Raw genomic sequence first — 22,479 nt, 5'->3', positions numbered from 1 at the left:
CGGGGGGGCCCCCCCCCCCCCCGGGGGGCCCCCCCCCCCCCCCCCCCGGCGGGGGGGGGGCGGGGGGCCCGGGGGGGGGGGGGGGGGCCGGGCGCCGCGGGGCCCCCCCCCCCCCGGCCCGCTGCTTTCAGCGCTTGCGGACGAGGGTGATCCCGTCGGCCATTGTCAGCAGCGACAGCTCCACCCGGGGGTCCTCGTGCAGGGCCCGGTTCAGCGCCCGGACCCCGGCGGTGTCCGGGTCCACGGCGGCCGGATCCGCGACCCGGCCGAAGAAGAGGGTGTTGTCGACCACGATCAGACCGCCGGCGCGCAGCAGCGCCAGCGAAGTCTCGTAGTAGCGGACGTAGTTGGTCTTGTCCGCGTCGATGAACACCAGGTCGAAGCTCTCCGGTCCGCGCTCCGCCAGCAGCGCGTCCAGGGTCGCGGCGGCATCGCCGATCCGCAGGTCGATCCGCGCGTCGACCCCGTCCCGCTTCCAGAACTCGGCGCCGATGGCCGGCCACCGCTCCTCGATGTCGCAGGACACCAGCACCCCGTCGGCCGGGAGGGCGCGGGCCATGCACAGGGTGCTGTAGCCGGTGAAGGTGCCTATCTCCAGCACCGCCCGGGCCCCCGTCAACCCGACCAGCAGGGCCAGCAGTTGGCCCTCCTCCGCCATCACCTGCATGGCGGTGCCGCCCGGCAGGTCCGCGGTGGTCTCCCGCAGCTCCCTGAGCAGATCGTCGTCACGGAGGGAGACCTCCCGGACGTAGGCGAGCAGGTCGCGGGTGGCTGTTGTCTGGTCGGCCATGGCGAAGGGTCCTCTCGGAGGTGATCGGGGTCGGGGGAGATCGGGTCTGGGGAGATCGGGGCGAAAAGGATCGGGGCGAGGGACGGGCGGGCCGCCGGGAGGTCACCCGGCGCGCATGTACGGCTGGTCGTGCTGCCGGACGGCGACCGCCTGCGCCCGCTCGTGGGCGTAGGCCTGCAGCAGGGCGTCCAGTCGGTAGCGGCCCGCCGTCGGCGCGCCCAGCAGGTTCGCCTCGACCAGGGCGTCCAGGGCCTCCTCGGCCTGCTCCTCGGAGCAGCCGAACATCATCGCGACCCGGCTGCCGGAGACCGAACACGCTCCGGCGGCCCCCAGCGCGGTGAACACCTCGGCCGGGTCGATCCCGGCCGGAGCGGTCCGCCGGAGCCCGGCGTGGTCGGCGTCGAGACAGGGCCGGACACCGAGGTCGCCCGCGTGCAGTTCGTCCAGCAGCTGCGGGGCCTCGGTGAGCCGTCGGGCTAAGTACCCGATGCTCCAGTGCGGGCGCTCCAGCAGCCGGGTCCCCGCGATCCGTATCGCCAGCGGCAGGCCCGCGCAGACCGTCAGCACCGTACGGGCCGCCTGCGGTTCGGCACCGACCCTGCCCGGGCCGACGATGCTGCCCAGCAGCTCCAGCGACCCGGCCTCGTCGAGCGGGCCGAGCTGGAGGGTGCGCGCCCCCTCCAGGTCGGCCAGTCGCCGCCGGCTGGTCACCAGCAGTCTGCTGCCCCCGCTGCCCGGTATCAGCGGCCGCACCTGCGCGGTGCTGGAGGCGTTGTCGAGCACCACCAGCAGGCGACGGCCCGCGGTGAGCGAGCGGTAGAGGCTCTCCCGCTCCGGCGACTCCTCGGGTATCTCGTCCCGGGGCACCCCGAGGTCCGCCAGGAACCGCGGCAGGACCGCCCGGGCGGTCAGCGGCCGGGCGGCTCCGCCGAGGTCCGCGTAGAGCTGGCCGTGCACCGAGGCGCCGCGTACGGCGTGCGCCGCGTGCAGGGCCAGCGCGCTCTTGCCGACACCGCCCCGGCCGGTCACCACCGCCGTCGCCACCATGCCCGCGGGCATCGAGCCGGTCGTGAGGAAGTGCTGCAGCCGGGTCAGCGCACCGGAGCGGGCCGACAGCGGCAGCGGCACCGAGGGGAGCTGCGCCGGACTCGGCCGGAAGGGTCTGTCCCAGACGGCGGCCGGCGCCGACGCGGGGGCCGCCGCCCGGGCCGGCGCGGGCTGCTCCGGCGAGCCGGGCGTACGGGGCCGGTCGGGGACCGAGAGGATGCGCCGGTGGACCTCGCGCAGATCGGCGCTCGGTTCGGTGCCGAGCTGCTCGACGAGCAGCACCCGGGTGCGCCGGTAGAGGTCCAGGGCCTCCGACTGCCGTCCCGAGCGGAACAGCGCCAGCATCAGCTTGCCCACCAGGGCCTCCCGCAAGGGGTGCTTCCGCACCAGCCGCACCAGCTCCGGCACGACCTCGGCGTGCCGCAGCAGCGCCAGCTCCGCGTCGAACCGCAGCTCCATCGTCTGCAGGCGGAGCTCCTGGAGGTAGCGGCCCTCCACGTCGCGCAGCGTCTGCGACGGGATGTCCGCCAGCGGCTCCTCGCGCCACAGGGCGAGCGCCTCGGCCAGCGCGGCGGAGGAGCCCTCCAGGTCTCCGCGTTCGGCCAGCTCCGCCGCGCGCCGGCGGTGGGCCGTGAACTGCCCGAGGTCGCTCTCGTGCTCGCCGAGTTCGAGGAGGTAGCCGGGCGCCCGGGTGAGGATCCGGGCGGAGGCGATCTCGCCCAGCGACTGCCGCAGGCGCATCACGTAGGTGCGGATGGTCGCGGCGGCACTCGGCGGCGGGGCGCCGTCCCAGACGTACTCGGCGATCCGGTCGACCGAGATCACCCGGTTGGCGTTGAAGAGGAGCGCTGCCATGACCACGCGTTGCCTCGGCGCCGACACGTGCACCTCGCACGCGTTCAACCGGATGGAAAGCGGGCCCAGCAACAGGAAGTTCAAGGGGAGAGTCCTCTTCGTCGCACGGCCGGTGAACAACGCTGCCTCCAGCCTCTTTGGGGGACCGTGTACGCGTCAACGCGGTCCTGTCGGACCGGTGCCGCCGAGTCGGAGCCAAGTAAAGCCCACCGGATTGCTCCGTTTCGCAACGTCCTCGCCAATCACCGGAGAAGATGGCCGGAATTGACCCCGGACATGAGCGGATCGATGCGCTCCGGTGAGTACTTGCTGACATTCCGAGCGGTATGGCAGGCTGCTGTCATATGCGGTGCCCGTGAGTCGCCGATCGAAGCTCTCCGTATAAGCGCGCACTCGACGGCCCGTCGGTGCGGAGGATGTCCTGACCGAGCACCACACCCCGCCCGCCGGCACCGCGCGGATTTCGAGAAGAGAATGAAAGGCCGACATGACCTCCCTCTCTTTGGACAGCGACCTGTGGTGCCGTCGCTTCCACCCCTCGCCGGCGGCCACCCGCCGCCTGGTCTGCTTTCCGCACGCCGGCGGCTCGGCGAGTTTCTACTTCCCGGTGTCCGCCGCACTGCAGGGCCCGGTCGACGTCCTGGCCGTGCAGTACCCCGGCAGGCAGGACCGCCGGGAGGAAGCCGGCGTCCACGACCTGCACCGCGTCGCCGACGAGGTGGCCCAAGCGCTGCGCCGCTGGGACGACCTCCCCCTGACCCTCTTCGGGCACAGCATGGGCGCGCTCGTCGCCTTCGAGGTGGCCCGGCGGATCGAGCGCGCGGGCGGCCGGATCGACCACCTCTTCCTCTCCGGCCGCAAGGGGCCGTCCGCGGACCGGCCCGACTCCTCCCACCCGGTCGACGACGAGGGCATCGTGGCCGAGCTCAGGGCCATGAGCGGCACCGACGCCCGAGTCCTGGAGGACGAGGAACTGCTGGCGATGGTGCTGCCCGCGCTGCGCGGCGACTACCGCGCGGTGGGGGCCTACCGCGCCGACCGCGACGCCGCGGTCGGCTGCCCGGTCACCGCCCTGGTGGGGGACCAGGACCGCTGGGCGCCGGTCCCCGAGGTCGGGCGCTGGCGCGAGCGCACGACGGCCGCGTTCGACCTCAAGGTCTTCCCCGGCGGGCACTTCTACCTCAGCAGCCGGGCGGACGAGGTGACCGCCGTACTCCGAGACCACCTCACCGGCGCGCTGCGCGCCTGAACGCCCGGACGACGGGGAAACGGACGTGCCCGGCTTTGGGGTACGGCCACCCCGTGTTCTCCCGGAATTCCCCGAGTCCCAGGAGAGGACGGGGTGCGCCGTTCCTCCGTCTCCCGCCGTGCGAGTCCACCCGGAGTTGCTGCGGGCCGAGAAAATCCCTTTCGAAGGCGGGAAATGCAACTCCGCCACTGTGCTGCCGGAGATTTTCCCAGATTCGGATATCGTCTCGATATCGCGTCGCGAGACCGGTTACCGAGCGTCCGGTCGGACGCCGGATTCTGCGGCATTGTGCGGTCGGGTTCACTTCTGTCACACCACGCCCGATCCGCACCACCGTTCCCTCCTTTCACACCATTCACAGGAGCTGTCATGAGTCTGGGGTACCTGTTCGGCGGCGGCGTCGGGACCGAGCCGCACGGCCTGGAGCTCTACCGGACCTACGAGGTCGTGCGGGACTGGTACGAGCAAGTCTCCGCGTGGACCGGACTGACGGTCGGACAGATCCTGGAGGAGGACCTCCCGACCGCCCAGGAGGAGCGCCAGAGCGTCGGCACGGTCCGCGAAGCCGCCCTCGCGATCGGCGTGCACGACGTGCTCGCCTCGTTCAACCTGCGCCCCGCGGCCATCGGCGGCCTCAGCCTCGGCGCGATGACCGCCAGCTGCCTCGCCGGATCGCTGGGGCGACGGGAACTGTTCGAGATGCTGGCCGGATCCCGCGACACCCCCGAACCGCCCGCCGAGGACCCGCGGCAGGGCATAGCCATCGCCTTCGGCTCCCTCGACGACGGCGCCCCCTCCCACCCCGGCGAGAACGTCCCCGGCGTCTACCTGGCGGGCGACTTCGGCCCCACGGCCGACGGCACCAAGCGCATCATGATGCTCGCCGGCCACGCCGAAGCACTCGGCGCGCTCGCCGCCGAGGTCCCGCCGGGAACGGTCGTCCCGCTCCCCGGCCGCACCATCGCCGTCCACACCCCGCTGCGCCGGCCCTACCGCGACTTCATGGCCCCGCGGATCGACGCGATCCCCTTCAGCGCCCCCGAGATCCCGCTGCTGTCCTGCCTGGAGCCCAAGGTCCTGCGCACCGGCGCCGACGTCAGGGACCTCTTCCAGCGCAACTCCACCGACCCGATCAGCCTGGTCGACGTCTACACCGGGATGAAGGAGCAGGGCGTACAGCTCGGGCTGGTGATGGGACCCTCGATTCCCGAGGGCATCCTCGCGTTCCCCTTCCCGGTGGTGCACATCGAGCGGCCCGAGCACGTCGAGCAGGCCCTGACCACCGCCTACGAGCTCGGCATCGACCTCTCCGGCGCCCCGGCCCTGTCGTGACCGCCCTCACCGGCGCCGACCCGGACACCCAGATCGCGCGATGGCTGGACACCGACCTCGACGAGTGGACCCGCACCGTGGTCCGGCGGCACTTCGACCCGGTGACCGGAAGCCCCTACTGGCTCGGGCAGGCCCCCGAGCTGGACTTCGACCCACGCGACATCACCCGCTACGACCAGCTCGTGGCCTTCGGCCCGTTCCCGCTCGACCGGCTGCGCACGCAGGACCCCGCGGACCTCGTCCCGCTGTCGGTGCCCAGGCCGCTCGTCGGCCGGGTCTGGGACACCGGCGGCACCACCGGCACCCCCTGCCGGGCGTTCTACACCCCCGACATGCTGCGGCACCGGGCGCTCTGGCGCCGCTGGTCCTTCGTCCGGGAGGGCTTCCAGCCAGGCCGCACCTGGCTGCAGGCCACCCCCACCGGACCGCACCTGATCGGCAACGGCGTCCACGAGGTCTCCGAACTCCACGCCGGCCAGGTGTACGCCGTGGACATGGACCCCCGATGGGTGAAGCGCCTGATCCGGGCGGGACGCATGGCCGAGGTCGGCGACTACACCACCCACCTGCTGGAGCAGATCGCCGACGTCCTCGCGCCGGGCCGGGTCCACTACGTCAACACCACCCCGGCCCTCTTCCAGGCCCTCCGCCAGCACCGGCCCGAACTGGTCGCCGCCCTCGACGGCGTCCGCCTGAGCGGCACCCAGATCAGCGCCGACATGTACCGGACCTTCACCGCCGCCCTGCAGGGCGGGATCTGCGGGCTGACCTACGGCAACACCTTCGGCAACGCGGCCTTGCTGGACATCGAGCGGGACGGCGAACTGATCAGCTACGTCCCGAACTACCCGCAGGTCACCATGGCGGTGGTCGACAAGGCCGACCCCATGACCACGGTCGCCCCCGGCACGGTCGGCCAGGTACGGCTCACCGTCCTCCACGAGGACCTCTTCCTCCCCAACATCCTGGAACGCGACCAGGCCCTCCGTCACCCGACCGACCACTGGCCCACCGACGGCGTCGCCAACATCCGCCCCCTCCAGATCGCCAGTTCGTCCCCCGAGGGCCTCTACTGAGCCAGGGGCATCGTGGCGGGCCGGGGGACCGCCCCGCTCGGGTGGGGAGTGGGGCGGTCGGGCGGGTCAGGACTTCGGGCCGCAGAAGGTGAGGTCGATCAGGCTCAGGACGGCCGGGGTCAGTTCGGCGCCCTTCTGCGGGTCGTAGGGGTTCGCCGAGATGGCGATCTGGCGGGTGCCGGAGCGGTCGCCGAACACGTAGGTGACGTAGCCGTGGATGCCGCCCGGGTGGCCCCAGACCTCGCCGCAGGAGGTCCGCAGCTGCATCAGGCCCAGGCCGTAACGGGTCGGGGGCTGCTCGTCCGCCGCCACCGTGGTGGTCATCTCGGCGAGCTGCGCGGGGGCCAGCAGCCGGCCGCCGAGCAGCGCCGCGTTGAAGCGGGCCAGGTCGTCCGTGGTGGAGATGATCTCGCCGGCCGCGCCCGCCATCGACGGGTTCAGCTCGGTGATGTCGGCCGGCCCGTCGGGCAGCGCCAGGTAGCCGTGGCTGTGCGGCCCCGGGACGGTGGTCGAGGTGCCCGGCAGGAAGGTGTGGCGCAGGCCCAGCGGCTGGAGCACCCGGTGGTTGACCTCCGTCCGCCAGTCGTTGCCGGTGACCTGCCGCACCAGTTCGCCCAGCACCAGGTAGTCGGTGTTGGAGTAGTGCCAGCCCTGGCCGGGCGGGAAGTACGGCGGGTGCGAGACGCCGATCGCGATCAGGTCGCGGGGGGCGAGGGTCTTCCACCGGTCCACGGCGAGGAGTTGACGCAGCGCGTCGTCCGACTCGTACGCGAACTTCGGGTCCTCCAGGAAGTCGAACAGGCCCGCGGTGTGGTTCAGCACCTGGCGGACGGTGATGTTCGCGCCGTTCGGGATCATGCCCGGCAGGTAGCGCTCGATCGGGTCGTCCAGGCCCACCCGGCGCTCCGCCGAGAGCTGGAGCACGACGGTGGCGACGAACGTCTTGGTGACGCTGCCCGCCCGGAACTCCCCGTCCACCGGCGCGGGTTGCTGCGTGGTCAGGTCGGCGACGCCCGACGTTCCGCGCCACACCGCCCGCCCGTGGTCGCGCACCTCGGCGACCGCGCCGGTCGCACCCGCCCGCACGGTCAGCGCGTCCAGCCCCTGCTGGAGCGCGGCCCGCGGCGGGACCGGGCGGCCCGCGGTGGCTGCCCCGGCCGTGGGCGCCAGGGCGAACACCGACGCACCCGCCAGCAAGGACGCGGCCAGCCGCAGCGCGGATCGGTAATTCTTCACACGAGTCTCCTTCGACAGACGCTCAGATCAGAAGGGGGGTTCGTCGCCCGACAGCCTCACGGCTCCGGCGACCCCACGGCATCACTCGCCGGGAGGAGAGACCGGAATGGAAGATCATTCTCCGGACGGAAGGGCGTGCGCCGTGACCCCGTCGAACGACGGGGAGCGCGGGGTGTGTCACGGGCGCCCGCTAACGTCCCCGGCATGAACGACTCCCCGCACCACCACCCCGTCGTCACGCGCCTGGTGGACGGCCGGATATGCGCCTACCGGCCCTCCAGCAGCGCGGTGGGCGAACTGGCGCCCGTCGCCGTCTTCCGGCCGGTGGCCGGGGACGAGGTGGTGAGCCCGGCGGTGCCGGCCGACCTCGCCCAGGCGTACTACGTCACGGCGGACGGCGTGGTGTGCGTGGCGGCGGACGGACAGCAGGTGTGGCGCTTCGGGTTCGCGCCGGAGCAGGGCAGGTCGTGGAGTCACGCGCCGAACTGCGCACTGGCGCCGGACGGGCGGAGCGTCTGGGTCTACCAGCCGGACGTGATGGCCGGGCGTGGCGAGGCCGACCTCTGGACGGTGCTGGACGCCGCGACCGGCGCGCTGCTCGGGCGGGCCGAGTTGGAGACGGTCGGTCAGGGCGGCGAGCAGTGGGCGGACCGGGCGAGCGGGGCGATGCTGCTCGACGTCGGCGAGGGCCAGGACGGCACCACCGTGTACCGGGGCACACTGACCGAGGCCGGCCTCCGGGTCGAGCACCTGCCGTGGGACGACCGTTGCCCGATCGGCATGTCGCCCGACGGCCGCCACCTGCTGACGGTCGATCACGGGCAGGAGGACGCCACCGTGCTCGCGCTCCCCGGCGGCGAGGTGCAACTCACCCTCGCCCTGGGCGACTTCGGCGACGACGCCGAGCCGGAGGCCGTCGTCGAGTGGAGCGGCGGGTACCTCGACGCGGACACCCTCCTGCTCGTCCTGGCCGGCGAGACCGAGGACGAGCAGGAGTGGTTCCGGACCTACCGCGTCGATGCCCACGACGGCCGGGTCCTCGGCGAGTTGACCACCCACGGTGAGCATGCCTACGACCTGCAGCCGCTCGGCGACGGCAGCTGGCTGACCAGGGGACCGGCCGGGCACCCTGTGCGGTGGCTCGCACGCTGAGGCGGTGGGCGTCAGGTGGCGGGTTTGCGGGCCTCGATCAGGGTGCGGGAGGTGGTGGAGACGAACGCGCCCTCACGCGCGATGTGGTCGTGCAGCTCGCGCAGGCGCTCGCGGTAGCGCTCGACGGTGAAGTCCGGCACCGCCCAGACCACCTTGCGCAGGAACCAGACCACGGCGCCGACGTCGAAGAACTCCAGCCGCAGCCGCTCGTTGCGGCACTGCACGATCTCCAGCCCCGCCGCCCGGGCCTGCGCCGACTCCACCTCCGGCTCGCGCGAGTCGCCCACCTCGAACGGGCCGAGGAAGTACGCGGTCAGCTCCACGTTGGAGCGGCCGCCGACGTGCTGCGCGAAGTAGCTGCCGCCGGGGGTGAGGACGCGGGCGATCTCCGGCCACTGCACCGTGATCGGGTGGCGACTCGTCACCAGGTCGAACGCGCCGTCGCAGAACGGCAGTTGGGTGCCCTGCTGGTGGGTCACCAGGGCGGCGCCGAGCGGGTGCAGCAGGCGGGTGGCCCGGGCCGCGTTCGGCGGCCAGCCCTCGGTGGCGGCCAGGGTGGGCGGGAAGTTCTTCGGCCCGGCACCCGCCAGCACCTCGCCGCCGCCGGTCTGCAGGTCGAGCGCGGCGGTGGCGGCGGAGAGCCGCTCGCCCAGCAGTCGCTGGTAGCCCCAGGAGGGGCGCTGCTCGGTCGCCCGGCCGTCCAGCCAGGAGAAGTCCCAGCCGTCGACCGGGGCGCCAGCCGCCTCGTCGAGGAGGGCATCGAATGAAGCGTCCATGGCATGCATTCAACCCTGCCCCTCCCGGCTGCCGGTAGAGGTTTTCGCGCTGTGTCCACCAGGTCCGCCGGAAGGTCCGGCGGCTCGGGTGAACCGGCCTCCGTCGATCAACTCTCGTTCGGCAGCGCCCTGTGGAATGATCACGCCATAGCTGCAGACAGTAGCCGCACCATTACAGGAGGAGACATGGCCGAGCGCCAGAACGGCACCGTCAAGTGGTTCAACGACGAGAAGGGCTACGGGTTCATCTCGCCCGAGGACGGATCGGCGGACCTGTTCGTGCACTTCAGGGCAATCGAGAGTCAGGGCTTCAAGTCTCTGGCGGAGGGGCAGAAGGTCACCTTCGAGGCGGTCCAGGGGCAGAAGGGGCTCCAGGCCGACAGGGTCCAGGTCGTCGGTTAGTTGCCGGTCGGGGGCGCTGCACCCGGGGACGCCGTGGCCGAACGTCCGTCGTCCGGGTGCGCGGCCGCTCCCGCCGCCGGGTCTCGATCGCCGCCCCGGCCGCGGGTCTCGATCGCCGCCCCGGCCGCGGGTCTCGATCGCCGCCCCGACCGCCGGCGTCGGGAGTTCGGCCCGAGGGGCTGTTCAGTCCAGGCGGCTGGTGAAGTGGAGGCATGACCGGCTCGGACCTGCCCAGGGCCGCAGCCAGGGCGTAGGCGGCGTGCTGCCGGACCTCCGGGTCGGGATCGCCGAGCAGCGGCACCAGCAGTTCGGCGTCTGCCGCCAGGGCTTCGCGAGCAGCCTGGACCGACCGGTTCGCCAGGTAGCCGGACGGTTCGAAGATCGGCTGGTCGTCGGCGCGGGCAGCACGCAGCAGGCCGGTGCGGCCGCCGTCGCCGAGGTGCTGGCGGCGGGCCAGGCCCGCGACGAGCGCCAGAAACGCGGCACGGTGGAAAGGGTGCCCGACGGCGATGCGGATCAGGAAGGGAACGGCCAGGGCGCCGGCCGCGCAACCGGTGTCGTGGTGCAGCAGGCTGTGCCAGGGCGCGACGAGCGCCAGGTGCGAGTTCCGTTCGTCGCCAGTGCGGGCCTGCTCCAGCAGGCGGGGCACGTCGCTGCCGGGGCCTTGCATCGCGTAACTGGTCGACGGCGGGCCGGGGAGCGGGTCGTGCTGAAACGCGTCGGGGGCGAGCGGTTTGATGCTTCGGGAAGGTTTGCCGACAGGGTGTCGGCAACGGCGCAACTTAGGTTAGGCTCACCTATGTCGTCGGGGGAATTCGATCTCTGGAGGCCCTGCCCCATGCCCAGCCCCACCCTGCTGCCCGTCCCGTTCTCCACCGAGCTCCGCACCGCCAGCGCGGAGGAGCACGAGGCGGCCGAACAGTCCTCCTTCATGAGCGACCTGCTCGGCGGACGGCTCGGCATCGAGGCCTACACCGACCTCACCGGCCAACTCCTTTACGTCTACCGTGCGTTGGAGGCGCACCTGGCCGATCTCGCCGACCACCCCGTGGCCGGGCCGCTCCTCGACCGGGCCCTGCTGCGCACCGCCGCCATCGAACGCGACCTCGACCACCTGGCCGGCCCCGACTGGCGCGACACCCTCGCCCCGCTGCTCGCCACCACCGCCTGCGCCGAGCGGATCCACACCCTCGCGGCCGACTGGCCGGCCGGCTACCTCGCCCACCACTACACCCGCTACCTCGGCGACCTGTCGGGCGGTCAGATCATCCGCGGCGTCGCCGAACGCACCTGGGGCTTCGCGCGCAAGGGCGACGGCGTCCGGTTCTACGTCTTCGAGGAGATCGACAACCCCGCCGCGTTCAAGCGCGACTACCGCGCCAAGCTGGACGCCGCGGGCGAGCTGATGGACGAGGCGGAGCGCGGGCGGGTCGCCGAGGAGTGCAAGCGCGCGTTCACGCTCAACGGCGAGATATTCGCGGAGCTCGGCCGGCGGCACGCGCCGGTGGCCTGACGGGTCGTCAAAAGCTCGCTGTTCGATGGGCGTTCTTCCGCAGGCCGGGACGGGGTGACACCGGCGCCGTTCGTTCGGGCATCATCGACGCCATGAGCGACACGCACCCCGACCGGCTGAACCAGTTGTGGCAGGACTTCCTCGCCCTGCCGTTCCCGCGCAGCTGCTACCGGCAGGCCCCCGACGGCGAAGACCTGGTCCTGCTCGACAGTCACCTGGCCGGCTGCGTGTCCTCCGCCCTGACCGGCCCGCTCGACCACCGTCGCCGCGAGGCCCTTCGGAACGGCATCGCCGCCGTCCACCGCATCCTCCCCGCGCTCGGCGAGGACGCCGAGGCCCGCGAGTACTTCGTCCACCTGCGCGAACTCGCCGTCCTCGCCGCGGAACGCCAGGCCCCGGACGGGGCCTCGTAGGACCAAAGCACCCGCCGAGGGGCATCCGCACCAGGCCTGACGACCGGGCAGGCGAGTCGGGCCCGGTCTCACCGCCCGGAGCTTGCGGCTGCGGGGGGCGCAGGGGTGCGGTAGGCGGCGGCCTGGATGTCGAACATCTTCGCGTAGGCGCCGCCGAGTTCCATCAGCTCCCGGTGGCTGCCGCCTTCGACGATCCGGCCCTCGTCGAACACGAACACCCGGTCGCAGGCGGTGGCGGGGCCGAGGCGGTGGGAGACCAGGACGGTGATGGTGACAGCGATTTTCGGGCAGTCGGGTCTGGGAAGCGTTGGCATGAACCCGGGTGGTTCTGCGGTGATCAGCAAGGCAATGGTCGCGCGTCCGTGTCGCTGTCTGGAGCTACCGGATTGTCGGGAGTCAGGGAGTGGATGCGTGGTATCGGCGAGGGCAGCAGCCATAGCAGGGACAGCGCTCCGCCCACGGCCCCGATGAGCAGGGTCACCCGGAGGTCGACGAGGGTAGCGAGGAGACCGCCGACGACGGCGCCCACAGGGCGTAAGCCGTAATTGATCGTGCTGTACGCACCGGCGACTCGACTGCGCATGCCGTCGGGAATCACGTCCGCCTGGAGGGAGTTGAGGTTGACGTCGAACAGCATGACGCCGACTCCGGAGAGGAATTCGGCCACCGCCAAGGTTCCGGCGCGAGCCCATAGGGGGCCGCTCGCAGCAGCGGCGATGGCGATCGGTGCCGGGAACAGCACGGCGCCCACAACAATGCTGCGGCCAACGCCGAGTCTTCGAGAGATCTTCGGGGCGATTACCGCGCCAAGGAGCGAGCCGGTGGCGCCGATCCCGAACGCCATGCCGATCGCTCCCGCGGTCAGTCCTAGGTTTCGGCTGGCAAACAGCACGATCAGCCCGCTGCCCGCGACGAAGGTGAAGAAGTTGACAGTCGCCGCGCACCCGAGGCTCGCCCGCAGCACCGGGTGACGGACGACGAAGACCAGTCCCTCCCTGGCACGCCGCAGCAGCGAGGATGCCGCTTGGTCATGGGGGGCTGGCGGTTCGTCGATCGAAACCCGACCGACCAGAACCGCAGACGCCAGAAACGTCAGGGCGTCGACGACGACGGCGACAGGAGCGGTCAACGCCTGGATCAGAGCACCACCGATAGCCGGTCCGGCGACGTACGACGCTGAACGGCTGGCGCTGAGCTTGCTGTTCGCGTCGACGTAGGAGGAGCGTGGCACCAAGTGGGCGAAGAACGGTGGATAGGCAGTGTTGAACAGCACCCCAGCCGCGCCCGTCAGCAAGGCCACGACATACAACTGGCCGAGCGTCACTGCCCCGATGAGACAGGCGGCGGGGAGAGAGAGCAGCACCGCCGCCCGCACCAGGTCGGCGAGAACCATCAGGCGCCGCTTGTGGACGCGGTGGTCGACCCAGGCGCCGAGGACGATCGCGAGCAGGTTCGGGGTCCAGATGAGCGCGGTCAGCAACGCCACCTGATTGGCCGAAGCGTGCAGCGCCCCCACCGCGATCAGTGGCAGGGCCAGTTCGGTGATCCGGTCGCCGAACTGCGAGATCGACTGACCTGCCCAGAAACGACGGAACCGTCGATCACGCCACAGCGATACGGGTAAGGACTGGACCGCCGCGCTCATGGCGTCCCGCCGGTCTGATCCTCGGCGCCCTCGGGCAGGGCGTAACGCAGCAGCCTGACGCCACGGGCGTCGGCCGGCCGCGCGGCCTCGTCGCGCATCACGTAGGGGGCGAGAATGCGCTCGATCGCGTCCTCAATCGCGGCGAGTTCGTCGGTGGAGACGACGACACGGGTGTTGGCCAGGCCTGCAAGCCGCCGCCACACCGGTTCGAGCTTGGGTTCGACCTCGGCAGCCCACCGGTTCGGCAGGCCGCCCGAGCGGAGGAACATCTCCCGGGACAGGACCCGCGCAGCCGACCAGCCCTCCTCATCGTCCGGATCCTCCGGCGCCTCGAACCGGAAGCCCCGAGCTACCGCCTCCCACCGCCTCTGGCGACGGTCCGGGCCGGGCTCGGCATCGCGGACCAGCCCGAAGCTCGCCAGATGCCGCAGATGCCAGCTGGTCACTGACGGGGTTGCTCCCACATCGGGCGCGAGTTGCGTCGCCGTCGCTGGCCCGTGCCGCTGCAGGCGTTCGAGGATCGCCAGCCGCACTGGGTGCGCCAGCGCCCGCATCGCCTGCGGATCAGTGATCTCGATATCGCCCAGACGATTACCAGAATCCATGACGTGAGAGCTTCCTCTCACATAGTGTGAGAGTCAAGTCTCACATCTCCCGCACCTGATGCGCGTCCCCGCGGAGCAGGTGCGATCACGTGCTGGTGGTGGGCTGATCAGCCAGGTCAGGACGCTGGTCACGCGGCAGGTCCAGGACCGGACAGCTGCTACGAGTTCTCGATTCGGATCATGCGTCGGAGGCTCGCTCGGGCGGCGACGAGGCCGTCGTTGGTCTCGGCGAGTCTCCGGTTACGAGTAACCAGCATCCCAGCCGGAGGGGCCGCCGCGCGGCTGCCTGAGAAGGCGGCATGCACAAGGCGCGCTTGACGTTGCCGAGAACGCAGTGTGAGGCGATGACGCCGACTCGCGGTCCTCGGAGACTGCGTGCTCATCCTGACGCCATTGCGGCAGCGCGACGCAACTGCCCTTCTGGCCTTGAAGGTTATAGTTTCAGGCAGCGTCGCGTGCCGGTGGCGGATGGATCGTCAGGCATGGAGGCGTTGTACCGAAAGGTGGCTCCGGCCATTCCCGCCCCAATTTCACAGAAGATCACGCTTTACCCCGCCGAGGACCGGTTCTTCGGCCCCCGGCCCGCCGTCCTCGTCCTGCCCGGCGGCGGCTTCCGGGAACTTCCACCGCACGAGGGCGAAGGCTACGCGCGCTGGCTGTCCGACCTCGGCATCCATGCCTTCGTCCTGTCCTACCGGCTGCTGCCGGACCGTTTTCCGGCCCCGCTCGAAGACGCCCGGGCCGGGTTGGACCACATCCGCAACGGCGACCACGGCCTCGACGTCGGCCGGGTCGGCGTCATCGGATCAAGCGCGGGCGGCCAACTCGCCGGCCTGCTCATGACCGGCCGGGTCCTGTCCATCGAGGAGGGCGTCGCCGACCCGCCCCGACCGGACTTCGCGATCCTGGCCTATGCGCTGGCCGACCTCGACCTGCTGCCGCCGTCAGTGGTCGAGAACCTGCTCGGCGACCTGCTGCCCATCAAGGACGAGCTGTCCCCGGCCAAGCATGCGGACGCGTCGGTGTGTCCGACCTTCGTATGGGCCACCGCTCAGGACCCGCCGGGCCTGCCCAACGCCCTGGAGTGGACCCGGGCGCTGGCGGCGGCCGCGGTACCGGTGGAGTTGCACGTCTACCCGGGCGGCAGCCACGGCATCGGTCTGGCTGATGGCGCGGAATACGGCGGCGAGCCGCATAAGTTCATTGCGCGCGAGCCGCACACCGCGTCCTGGACGACCGCCTGCGCGGCCTGGCTGCGACGGGAGGGCGTTCTTGCCGACTGACCGCATCACCGCCTGGGGCGGGGAACTGCAGCGGGTGCACGGCAAGCTGCGCAATGCGTTGGCGCTGGCGCGGGCGGGACTGGACGGCGGCGACCCCGCCGACGCCGCCACCGACCTGCTGTTGTTCTGCCACGGGTTCTGCGCTGCCCTGTCCGGCCACCATCGCGCCGAGGACGGTTCGCTGTTCCCGGAACTGGTACGGGCGCGACCCGACCTGGCGCCAGTGGTCGCGAAGCTGACTCAGGACCACAACATGATCGAGCACCTCATCGGTGGATTGCAGAAGGCGGTGGCCGACTCGACCGACCCGGAGGTGGCACACCGCCACCTGGACGGGATCGAGGCGGTCATGGAGACGCACTTCAAGTACGAGGAGAAGTAACTGGGAGCGGTGCTGGACGGCATGGACGCCGATTTCGACCGCACCGAGATCTTCGGCCCGGTTAGCTGAGCCGCGGCCCGGTCGCGCCGCCCGCCGACGGTGCGACCGGGAATCCCACCTGGGTTCGAGCGGAACCGCCACCGCCTCGCCCGGGTCCTGAACCGCGACCGCCGAGGTTTCGGTGAAAGCGGTGAGACGGACCCGTATCACGAACCGCGACCGGCCCTGACTACACGAGCCGAAGAGCGCGATGTGGTTCGTGGCTTCTGGTAGCCGTCGTAGCGCGGGGCCCGGGCAGGTGGGCTGCGGTGTGGTCGGTCAAGTGGCACTCCTGTGGGCCGAGTTGGCTGCTTGCGGAGGTGGACCACGTCCGATGATGGTGCTGTTCGAATTCGGGGTTCAAGTGGCTTCGGCCTCTGGGCGAGTCCGGGTCGAACGGTGACGTTTCGAGCGTTCGCCGGTGTCACCGCAACGGGTCGGGCCCGGGCGGGAGCCTCGACTCCCGTCCGGGCCCGGTGCCGGGATCGGTCAGCCGGTGGTGCGGCGGCGGACCAGGACGGTGGTGGCGCCGCCCAGCAGGACCAGGCCGGCGGCGGTGGCGAGCAGCGGCATGGAGCCGGTGCCGCCGCCGGTGAAGGCGAGTTCGCCGCTGGGGCTGTCGGTGCTGGTGAGGGTCGCGCCGGTGCCGGTGGTGCCGGTGGTGTCGGTGGTCGGGGCGGTGCCCGGGGTCGGGAGGGTGGCGTTGCGGTCGAAGGAGAGGGTGACGGTCAGCGCGTCAAGGGCCTCGCCCGCGCGGTAGGTGCCGAACGCCGGGACGCCGTCGGCGGTGAGCTTGGCCGGGACCTGACGGAGCGTCACCACGCCGTTGACGGGCTTGAAGTCGGCCTTGGAGAGGTCGAGTTGGGCGAGGCGCACCGCGCGGAGGGAGACCGGCGAGCCGCCCCCGCGAGTGGCGGCGGAGACGTCGGCGACCAGGTACGCGCCGTCGGCGTCCACCCGGAGGCCCAGCTTGGAGAGCCGGGTGTCCAACTCGTAGTGGCCGTCGGCCGCCTGGTGGCCGAGGAAGCGGACCGAGCCCGCGAAGTCGGCCGTCAGCGCGTGGTTGTCGGTGCGGTAACTGCCGGTGGCCGACCCGAAGCGGTAGTCGTTCGCGCCGTCGTCGAACTGCACCTTGCCGCCGGCGATCGGCCCCGTCACGTAGCTGCGGAAGCCTTCCTTGACGCCCCACTCCAAACGGCCGTCGACGACTGCCAGTTCGTTGCTCGCCGGGGTGGAGGCGGAGGTCGAGGGGGAGGCGGAGGTCGAGGGGGAGGGGCTGGCGGAGGTGGAGGGAGAGGGGGAGGTGCTGGGCTGGGCCGACGGCTCGGTGGTCGGCTCGGTGGTCGGTTCGGTCGAGGGCTGGGGGGTGGGCTGAGTGGACGGCTCGGTGGTCGGGGTCGGGGTCGGGGTCGGGGACGGCGAAGTGGTGGACTGCTTCAGGACGATGGACAGCGGGTCCAGTTCGGTACCGGCCTGGTAGAAGCCGGCGAAGGCCTTGGCGCCCTCCGCCGTGAGCTTGGCGGGGGTGGCGGTGCCGTTGGTGGTGTCGCGGGCGACGGTGAAGGTGGCCAGCGGGACGTCCTGGCGGAGCGTCGGGGTGGGGGCGCCGACGGTCTCCTTGGAGGCGGTGTCGGCGGTGAGGGTGCCGGTGCTGCCGCTGGTGGTGATTCGCAGGTCGCTGATGGCGACGTCGAGCGCGCCGCCGTGGGCGAGGAAGCGGACCCCGCCGTCGAAGGCCGCGTTCAGCGAGTGGGTTGTCGTGTCGTAGCCGGCGGAGGCGAGGTTGAAGTGGTACGAGCCGTCCGTGTTGACGGTTGCGCCGCCGGTCAGTTCGACGCTGCCGCCGCCCGCCGGGCCGGTGACGTAGTTGCGGAAGCTGGCCTTGACGCCCCAGTCGAGCGAGCCGGTGTCGTAGGTGACGGCGGTGGGGGCGCCGGCGCCGAACGCGAGGCCGGGCAGGCCGAAGGCGGTCAGGCCGAGGCCGGTGGTGACGGCGGCGAGGGCGGCCAGGCGGGTGCGGTTGCGGTGGGACGTGGCGGTCCGGGACATGGGTGAAGGACTCCAGGAGGAAGGGGCAGAAGGGGGGAGAGGTGGTCAGGGGCGGCGTCGGTGGACGACGAGCGCGGTGGCCGCGGCGGCGGCGAGCAGGGTGCCGAGGAGGGTGCCGAGGAGGGCGAGCGTGGTGGTGGACAAGCCGTTGTCGGTGTGGGCGGCAACCAAGTTGGGGCTGGCGCTGGGGCTCGGGGCGGGGCTGCCGAGGTCGGGGAGCGGGGGAAGGGCGGCCGCCGGGTCGAGGGCGACGGCGAAGGTCAGCGGGTCGAGTTCGGTGCCCGCCGGGTAGAGCGAGCCGAAGGCCTGGGCGCCGGGGGTGGTCAGGGTGAGGGGGAGGTCGGTGGCGGTGAGCAGGCCGTTCTCGGCCTTGAGTTCGGCCGCGGGGAAGGTGGCGAGTTCGGTGGCGGGGGAGGTGCGGGTGGAGCCGTCGGGGGTGCGGCCGTTGACGTCGGCGAGCAGCCGGCCCTGACCGTCCGTCACGGTCAGGCGGGGGTTGGCGAAGGTCAGGTCGAGGCCGAGGGTGTCGCCCTGGCGCAGGCCGGTGAAGTGGACGGCGCCGGTGAAGGACGCGTCCAGGGTGTTGGTGGCGGCGTCCCAGGCGCCGTGGCCGGGCGTCCAGCGGAAGAACGCTCCGCCGTCCGCCGCGCCGTCGGTGAGCTGCCAACTCCCTTGGGCGATCGAGCCGGTGACGTAGTCGCGGAAGGTCCGGCGGACCCCCCAGTCGAGTGCGCCGTTGCTGAAGGAGGTGGCGGCGGGCGGGGCGGAGCCGGAAGGAGCGGAGCCGGAAGGAGCGGAGGAGGACGGTGCGGCGGGGGGTGTGGACGGCGCGGCGGACTTGAGGGTGACGGAGAGGGTGAGCGGGTCGAGTGCCGTGCCTGCCGGGTAGAAGCCGCCGAAGGCGTTGGCGCCGGCCGAGGTGAGGGTGGCGGGCACCTGGCTGAGCGTGACGGTGCCGGACGCGCCCTTGAGCGAGACCCCGGACAGTGAGAGGTCGGCGAGCCGGGCCTGTTCGGTGGACGAAGTCCGGCCGGTCTGGCGGGACTTGGAGCTGACGTCGGCGTACAGTGCGGCGCTGCCGTCCTCGGTGGATCTGACGGTGAGCCGGGAGATGCTCAGGTCGAGCGCGTTGCCGCCGTTCTCCTGGTGGCCGGTGAAGCGGACGCCGCCCTGGAAGGCGGCGGCCAGCCGGCCCGTTCCCGGGTCGTAGCTGCCGGTCGCGGAGTGGAAGCGGAACGCCGAGCCGCCGACGGTGGACGCGCCGCCGGTCAGGGCCCATTTGCCGTTCGCCACCGGGCCGGTGACGTAGGTGAGGAAGCTCGCCTTGATCCCCCAGTCCAGTCGTCCGCCGGAGACGGTCGCGTCGGCCGCGGCGGCCCGCCCGGGGAGGCAGAGGAGCGTCAGCAGCAGGGCCAGCGGCAGGGTGAGGGCGGCGCGCGGGCGGCTGCGGGGAGCGGGGGGCCGTCCGGAGACGGGCATGGCGGATCACTCCTAGGGGAGGGGGGTGTTGAAGTGAGGTAAGGCTAACCTAATATATGGGTCAAGTGTTCCGCCCTCGACCCCTCGGTCGGCTCCGTCGGGACGTCAACGCACCTGGAAAGGCCCGAGGTTGAGCACCACCCGAAGTCCACGAAGCCTGCGCGCCCGTGCGGGAGCCGCCCTCGGCGTCCTCGCCCTGCTGCTCGGCGCGAGCGCCTGCGCCACCGGCGAACCCGCCGCCGCGCCGAAGGCGGCCGGTACCGCACCGAAGACGGCCGGCGCCGCGAACCCTGACCGGATCGAGGCGCTGCCCGGCACGCCGACGCCCCGACTGCCCGTCACCGTGCCGTGCGCCGACGGCCGCCAGGTGACGGTCGGCAGCGCCGAGCGGATCATCCCGCTGAACGGGAGCCTCGCCGAACTGGTCTTCAGCCTCGGACTCGGCCCGAACACGGTGGCCCGGGACGTGTCCACCACCTTCGAACAGGCCGCCCGGCTGCCGGTGATCACCCAGGCGCACGAGGTCTCCGCCGAAGGCGTGCTCTCGCTGCGCCCCACCGTGGTGCTCGCTGACCGAAGCACCGGCCCCGCCGAGGCCGTCGAACAGATCCGCGCCGCCGGCGTCCCGGTGATCGTGTTGGACGACGCGAAGAAGCTCGACGACATCGGCTCCCGGATCGACCGGGTCGCCGCCGCGCTCGGCGTCCCCGAGGCCGGAGCGGAGCTCAAGTCCCGTACCGCACAGCAGATTTCCGAGGTGCAGGCACAGATCCCGGCGACCGGCGGGGCCCGGCCCAAGGTGGCGTTCCTGTACCTGCGCGGCAGCGCCTCGGTGTTCCTGCTGGGCGGCCCCGACTCTGGCGCGCCCTCCCTGATCGAGGCCGCCGGCGGCGAGGACGCCGGCACCGCCGCCCACCTCACCGGCGACTTCACCCCGCTCACCAGCGAAGCCCTGGTCAAGGCCGCACCCGACGCGATCCTGGTGATGAGCAAAGGGCTCGAATCGGTGGGAGGCGCAGAGGGGCTGCTGAAACTCCCCGGCGTCGCCCAGACCCCCGCCGGACTCGACCACCGGATCGTCGCCGTGGACGACGGGCGCCTGCTGTCCTACGGGCCGCGCACCCCGCAGGTGCTGCGGGAGATCGCCGCCCAGCTGCACCGGGAGGGCAAGTGACCGCGACGCTGGAAAGTCCTTCAACTGCGCTGACAGGAAAGGCAGCTCGCGACAGGAAGCCGCTGCTGCTGGCCGCCCTCGGCGTCGCCCTGCTGGCCTGCGCGCTGCTCGCCGCCGGCACCGGCGCGTACCGGATCCCGCTCGGCGACATCCTCGCCTCGCTCGCCCACCGCGCCCACCTCGGCGGCCACCCGCTGGAGCGGGTCCCCGAATCGGTGCTGTGGAACGTCCGGCTGCCCCGGGTGGTGCTCGCCCTGCTGGTCGGCGCCGCGCTCGGCTGCGCGGGCGCGCTGATGCAGGGCGTGTTCGGCAACCCGCTCGCCGAACCAGCCGTGATCGGCGTCTCCTCCGGCGGCGCGGTCGGCGCCGTCGCCTGCATCGTGCTCGGCCTGGACGCCCTCGGCAGCTGGACCGTCACCGCCGCCGCGTTCGCCGCCGGACTGCTCACCGTCGGCGCCGTCTACGCGATGTCCCGCAGCGGCGGCCGCACCGAGGTGGTCACCCTGCTGCTCACCGGCGTCGCCGTCAACGCGTTCTGCGGCGCGCTGATCGGCCTGCTGCTGTTCACCGCCGACGCCGCCGCGATCAGCCAGGTGACGTTCTGGCAGCTCGGCTCGCTCTCCCAGGCGAGCTGGAGCAAGGTGCTCGCCGTTCTGCCGTTCGCCGCCCTCGGACTCGCCGTCGCCCCGCGCTACGCCCGCCGCCTCGACCTGCTCGCCCTCGGCGAACGGCCCGCCCGCCACCTCGGCGTGGACGTCGAGCGGATGCGGATCGTGCTGATCACCGTGGTCGCGCTGCTCACCGCTGCCGCCGTCGCCGTCAGCGGCATCATCGGGTTCGTCGGCCTGGTCGTCCCGCACCTGCTGCGGATGCTCGCCGGGCCGGGCCACCGCTTCCTGCTGCCGGCCTCCGCCGTGGGCGGCGCCCTCGTGCTGGTCGTTGGTGACCTGGCCGCCCGCACCCTGGCCGCGCCCGCCGAACTCCCGCTCGGCGTCCTCACCGCACTCATCGGGAGCCCGTTCTTCTTCTGGCTGCTGCGCCGCACCCGACGCCGCCAGGGAGGCTGGGCATGACGGAGCTTCTGCACGCAGAGGGAATCGGCTGCGAGGTCGGCGGCCGTCCGCTGCTGACGGACGTGCGGCTGACGGTGCGCCGGGGCGAGATCCTCGCGCTGCTCGGCCCGAACGGCGCCGGGAAGTCCACCCTGCTGTCGGTGCTGGCCGGGGACCGCGGGCCGAGCAGCGGCGAGGTGCGGCTGGACGGCCGTCCGCTCGCCGGGTACCGGCCGGCCGAACTCGCCCGCCGCCGTGCTCTGTTGCCGCAGCACCACGAGGTGTCGTTCCCGTTCGCGGCCGGGGAGGTGGTCCGGATGGGCCGCGCGCCCTGGGTGGGCACGCCCGCCGCGGGCGAGGACGAGCAGGTGGTGGCCGAGGCGATGGCCGCCACCGACTGCGCCCACCTGGCCGCCCGCCCCTTCACCGCGCTCTCCGGCGGCGAGCGGGCCAGGGTCGCGCTGGCCCGGATCCTCGCCCAGGACACCCCGCTGCTGCTGCTCGACGAACCCACCGCCGCGCTCGACCTCCGCCATCAGGAACTGGTCCTGCGGATCGCCCGGGAGCGCGCGGAAGCGGGCCGGGGCGTGATCGTGGTGCTGCACGACCTCACGCTGGCCGCCGCGCACGCCGACCGGATCGCCCTGCTGGACGCCGGACGCGCCGTCGCCGTCGGCCCGACCGGCGAGATCCTGGACGCCGCACTGCTCAGCCGGGTCTACCGGCACCCCGTCGAGGTGCTGGCGCACCCGCGCGGGGGCGCGCCCATCGTGCTGCCCGAGCGCCCCCGCGAAGCAGATTGACGGATCGTCGGCCCGGGAAGATCCACTCCTGGGCGACGACCGACCGGGGGAGATCCGGATCGCGACGCGGTCCGGGCGGGTGATCCCGCGCCGGCGGCCCATATGTCCGGGCCCGGCACGGGAACGG

The 22,479-nt window shown here is 72.3% G+C and carries 21 protein-coding genes; 12 read left to right on the top strand and 9 right to left on the bottom strand.

All coding sequences use genetic code 11. The annotated features are described in order from the left end of the window. Nucleotides 1-127 precede the first annotated feature (127 nt). Both ACFYST_RS22615 and ACFYST_RS22610 read right to left on the bottom strand, forming a co-directional pair. Entirely contained in the window at nucleotides 128-790 is a 663-nt protein-coding gene (locus ACFYST_RS22615) for a class I SAM-dependent methyltransferase (RefSeq protein ID WP_387864889.1), read from the bottom strand. A gap of 102 nt (nucleotides 791-892) precedes the next feature. Further along, on the bottom strand, nucleotides 893-2,719 hold the full coding sequence (locus tag ACFYST_RS22610; RefSeq protein ID WP_387865125.1) for a BTAD domain-containing putative transcriptional regulator: 1,827 nt from the start codon (nucleotides 2,717-2,719) through the stop codon (nucleotides 893-895). Nucleotides 2,720-3,179: 460 nt separating this feature from the next. On the opposite strand from ACFYST_RS22610, the gene ACFYST_RS22605 reads away from it, so the two are divergent. From ACFYST_RS22605 to ACFYST_RS22595, 3 genes are all read left to right on the top strand, one after another. Beyond that, entirely contained in the window at nucleotides 3,180-3,941 is a 762-nt protein-coding gene (locus tag ACFYST_RS22605; RefSeq protein ID WP_387864886.1) for a thioesterase II family protein, read from the top strand. A gap of 369 nt (nucleotides 3,942-4,310) precedes the next feature. Next, nucleotides 4,311-5,273, top strand: coding sequence for an ACP S-malonyltransferase (locus tag ACFYST_RS22600; protein ID WP_387864885.1), 963 nt, complete (start codon nucleotides 4,311-4,313; stop codon nucleotides 5,271-5,273). Continuing rightward, entirely contained in the window at nucleotides 5,270-6,349 is a 1,080-nt protein-coding gene (locus ACFYST_RS22595; RefSeq protein ID WP_387864882.1) for an arylcarboxylate reductase, read from the top strand. The genes ACFYST_RS22600 and ACFYST_RS22595 overlap by 4 nt, the downstream gene beginning before the upstream one ends. 66 nt (nucleotides 6,350-6,415) lie before the next feature. On the opposite strand, the gene ACFYST_RS22590 is transcribed toward ACFYST_RS22595, so the two are convergent. Further along, nucleotides 6,416-7,585, bottom strand: coding sequence for a serine hydrolase domain-containing protein (locus tag ACFYST_RS22590; RefSeq protein ID WP_387864880.1), 1,170 nt, complete (start codon nucleotides 7,583-7,585; stop codon nucleotides 6,416-6,418). A gap of 204 nt (nucleotides 7,586-7,789) precedes the next feature. Between ACFYST_RS22590 and ACFYST_RS22585 the strand changes: the two genes are divergently transcribed. Then, entirely contained in the window at nucleotides 7,790-8,737 is a 948-nt protein-coding gene (locus tag ACFYST_RS22585; protein WP_387864877.1) for a hypothetical protein, read from the top strand. 11 nt (nucleotides 8,738-8,748) lie between these two features. Here ACFYST_RS22585 and ACFYST_RS22580 read toward each other — a convergent pair whose 3' ends face one another. After that, complete coding sequence (locus tag ACFYST_RS22580; RefSeq protein WP_387864875.1) at nucleotides 8,749-9,513, bottom strand: methyltransferase domain-containing protein; 765 nt, start codon at nucleotides 9,511-9,513, stop codon at nucleotides 8,749-8,751. 186 nt (nucleotides 9,514-9,699) lie between these two features. Here ACFYST_RS22580 and ACFYST_RS22575 point away from each other — a divergent pair, with 186 nt between their 5' ends. The 3 genes from ACFYST_RS22575 to ACFYST_RS22565 all read left to right on the top strand — a co-directional run bounded on the left by ACFYST_RS22575 (nucleotide 9,700) and on the right by ACFYST_RS22565 (nucleotide 11,841). Further along, a complete protein-coding gene (locus tag ACFYST_RS22575) occupies nucleotides 9,700-9,915 on the top strand; it encodes a cold-shock protein (protein WP_387641639.1) in 216 nt (71 codons plus the stop codon). An 838-nt stretch (nucleotides 9,916-10,753) separates the two neighbouring features. After that, on the top strand, nucleotides 10,754-11,428 hold the full coding sequence (locus tag ACFYST_RS22570; RefSeq protein WP_387864873.1) for a heme oxygenase (biliverdin-producing): 675 nt from the start codon (nucleotides 10,754-10,756) through the stop codon (nucleotides 11,426-11,428). A gap of 92 nt (nucleotides 11,429-11,520) precedes the next feature. After that, on the top strand, nucleotides 11,521-11,841 hold the full coding sequence (locus tag ACFYST_RS22565) for a hypothetical protein (RefSeq protein ID WP_387641647.1): 321 nt from the start codon (nucleotides 11,521-11,523) through the stop codon (nucleotides 11,839-11,841). Between the two features lie 68 nt (nucleotides 11,842-11,909). Here ACFYST_RS22565 and ACFYST_RS22560 read toward each other — a convergent pair whose 3' ends face one another. The 3 genes from ACFYST_RS22560 to ACFYST_RS22550 are packed head-to-tail and all read right to left on the bottom strand — an operon-like array spanning nucleotide 11,910 to nucleotide 14,091. After that, nucleotides 11,910-12,155, bottom strand: a complete 246-nt coding sequence (locus ACFYST_RS22560) for a hypothetical protein (protein ID WP_387864871.1) — start codon at nucleotides 12,153-12,155, stop codon at nucleotides 11,910-11,912. A 23-nt stretch (nucleotides 12,156-12,178) separates the two neighbouring features. Next, entirely contained in the window at nucleotides 12,179-13,486 is a 1,308-nt protein-coding gene (locus ACFYST_RS22555) for an MFS transporter (protein ID WP_387864869.1), read from the bottom strand. Next, nucleotides 13,483-14,091 carry an ArsR/SmtB family transcription factor gene (locus tag ACFYST_RS22550; protein WP_387864866.1) on the bottom strand — a complete coding sequence of 203 codons (609 nt, stop codon included), beginning with the start codon at nucleotides 14,089-14,091 and terminating at the stop codon, nucleotides 13,483-13,485. Before ACFYST_RS22550 ends, ACFYST_RS22555 begins: the two co-directional genes overlap by 4 nt. Nucleotides 14,092-14,573: 482 nt before the next feature. Between ACFYST_RS22550 and ACFYST_RS22545 the strand changes: the two genes are divergently transcribed. Together ACFYST_RS22545 and ACFYST_RS22540 are read left to right on the top strand one after the other, a co-directional pair. Next, complete coding sequence (locus ACFYST_RS22545; RefSeq protein WP_387864863.1) at nucleotides 14,574-15,374, top strand: alpha/beta hydrolase; 801 nt, start codon at nucleotides 14,574-14,576, stop codon at nucleotides 15,372-15,374. Continuing rightward, nucleotides 15,364-15,756: a hemerythrin domain-containing protein gene (locus ACFYST_RS22540; protein ID WP_387864862.1), complete on the top strand. Its 393-nt coding sequence runs from the start codon at nucleotides 15,364-15,366 to the stop codon at nucleotides 15,754-15,756. Before ACFYST_RS22545 ends, ACFYST_RS22540 begins: the two co-directional genes overlap by 11 nt. A gap of 528 nt (nucleotides 15,757-16,284) precedes the next feature. Here the strand turns inward: ACFYST_RS22540 and ACFYST_RS22535 are convergent. Together ACFYST_RS22535 and ACFYST_RS22530 are read right to left on the bottom strand one after the other, a co-directional pair. Further along, nucleotides 16,285-17,844 (bottom strand): HtaA domain-containing protein, encoded by a 1,560-nt coding sequence (locus ACFYST_RS22535; protein ID WP_387864861.1) that lies wholly within the window; start codon nucleotides 17,842-17,844, stop codon nucleotides 16,285-16,287. Between the two features lie 45 nt (nucleotides 17,845-17,889). Next, nucleotides 17,890-19,323 carry an HtaA domain-containing protein gene (locus tag ACFYST_RS22530; RefSeq protein WP_387864858.1) on the bottom strand — a complete coding sequence of 478 codons (1,434 nt, stop codon included), beginning with the start codon at nucleotides 19,321-19,323 and terminating at the stop codon, nucleotides 17,890-17,892. A 130-nt stretch (nucleotides 19,324-19,453) separates the two neighbouring features. Between ACFYST_RS22530 and ACFYST_RS22525 the strand changes: the two genes are divergently transcribed. From ACFYST_RS22525 to ACFYST_RS22515, 3 genes are read left to right on the top strand one after another with little or no spacing between them, the layout of a single operon-like run. Next, nucleotides 19,454-20,497, top strand: coding sequence for a hemin ABC transporter substrate-binding protein (locus tag ACFYST_RS22525; protein WP_387864855.1), 1,044 nt, complete (start codon nucleotides 19,454-19,456; stop codon nucleotides 20,495-20,497). 8 nt (nucleotides 20,498-20,505) lie between these two features. Then, nucleotides 20,506-21,570, top strand: a complete 1,065-nt coding sequence (locus ACFYST_RS22520; protein WP_387865123.1) for a FecCD family ABC transporter permease — start codon at nucleotides 20,506-20,508, stop codon at nucleotides 21,568-21,570. Next, nucleotides 21,567-22,352, top strand: coding sequence for a heme ABC transporter ATP-binding protein (locus ACFYST_RS22515; RefSeq protein ID WP_387641658.1), 786 nt, complete (start codon nucleotides 21,567-21,569; stop codon nucleotides 22,350-22,352). Before ACFYST_RS22520 ends, ACFYST_RS22515 begins: the two co-directional genes overlap by 4 nt. Nucleotides 22,353-22,479 lie beyond the last annotated feature (127 nt).

It is taken from the genome of Kitasatospora sp. NPDC004614, assembly GCF_042873675.1.
Classification (GTDB): domain Bacteria; phylum Actinomycetota; class Actinomycetes; order Streptomycetales; family Streptomycetaceae; genus Kitasatospora.
The sequence above is the reverse complement of the archived record's forward strand: the minus strand, read 5'-3'. Positions and strand labels throughout refer to the sequence as shown.

Excerpts from the sequence above, each read along its gene's own strand:
- ACFYST_RS22585 (WP_387864877.1), top strand. The coding sequence starts at position 7,790 with ATGAACGACTCCCCGCACCACCACCCCGTCGTCACGCGCCTGGTGGAC.
- ACFYST_RS22575 (WP_387641639.1), top strand. The coding sequence starts at position 9,700 with ATGGCCGAGCGCCAGAACGGCACCGTCAAGTGGTTCAACGACGAGAAG.
- ACFYST_RS22615 (WP_387864889.1), bottom strand. The coding sequence starts at position 790 with ATGGCCGACCAGACAACAGCCACCCGCGACCTGCTCGCCTACGTCCGG.
- ACFYST_RS22600 (WP_387864885.1), top strand. The coding sequence starts at position 4,311 with ATGAGTCTGGGGTACCTGTTCGGCGGCGGCGTCGGGACCGAGCCGCAC.
- ACFYST_RS22560 (WP_387864871.1), bottom strand. The coding sequence starts at position 12,155 with ATGCCAACGCTTCCCAGACCCGACTGCCCGAAAATCGCTGTCACCATC.
- ACFYST_RS22565 (WP_387641647.1), top strand. The coding sequence starts at position 11,521 with ATGAGCGACACGCACCCCGACCGGCTGAACCAGTTGTGGCAGGACTTC.
- ACFYST_RS22535 (WP_387864861.1), bottom strand. The coding sequence starts at position 17,844 with ATGTCCCGGACCGCCACGTCCCACCGCAACCGCACCCGCCTGGCCGCC.
- ACFYST_RS22515 (WP_387641658.1), top strand. The coding sequence starts at position 21,567 with ATGACGGAGCTTCTGCACGCAGAGGGAATCGGCTGCGAGGTCGGCGGC.
- ACFYST_RS22570 (WP_387864873.1), top strand. The coding sequence starts at position 10,754 with ATGCCCAGCCCCACCCTGCTGCCCGTCCCGTTCTCCACCGAGCTCCGC.
- ACFYST_RS22580 (WP_387864875.1), bottom strand. The coding sequence starts at position 9,513 with ATGGACGCTTCATTCGATGCCCTCCTCGACGAGGCGGCTGGCGCCCCG.
- ACFYST_RS22555 (WP_387864869.1), bottom strand. The coding sequence starts at position 13,486 with ATGAGCGCGGCGGTCCAGTCCTTACCCGTATCGCTGTGGCGTGATCGA.
- ACFYST_RS22530 (WP_387864858.1), bottom strand. The coding sequence starts at position 19,323 with ATGCCCGTCTCCGGACGGCCCCCCGCTCCCCGCAGCCGCCCGCGCGCC.
- ACFYST_RS22545 (WP_387864863.1), top strand. The coding sequence starts at position 14,574 with ATGGAGGCGTTGTACCGAAAGGTGGCTCCGGCCATTCCCGCCCCAATT.
- ACFYST_RS22605 (WP_387864886.1), top strand. The coding sequence starts at position 3,180 with ATGACCTCCCTCTCTTTGGACAGCGACCTGTGGTGCCGTCGCTTCCAC.
- ACFYST_RS22550 (WP_387864866.1), bottom strand. The coding sequence starts at position 14,091 with ATGGATTCTGGTAATCGTCTGGGCGATATCGAGATCACTGATCCGCAG.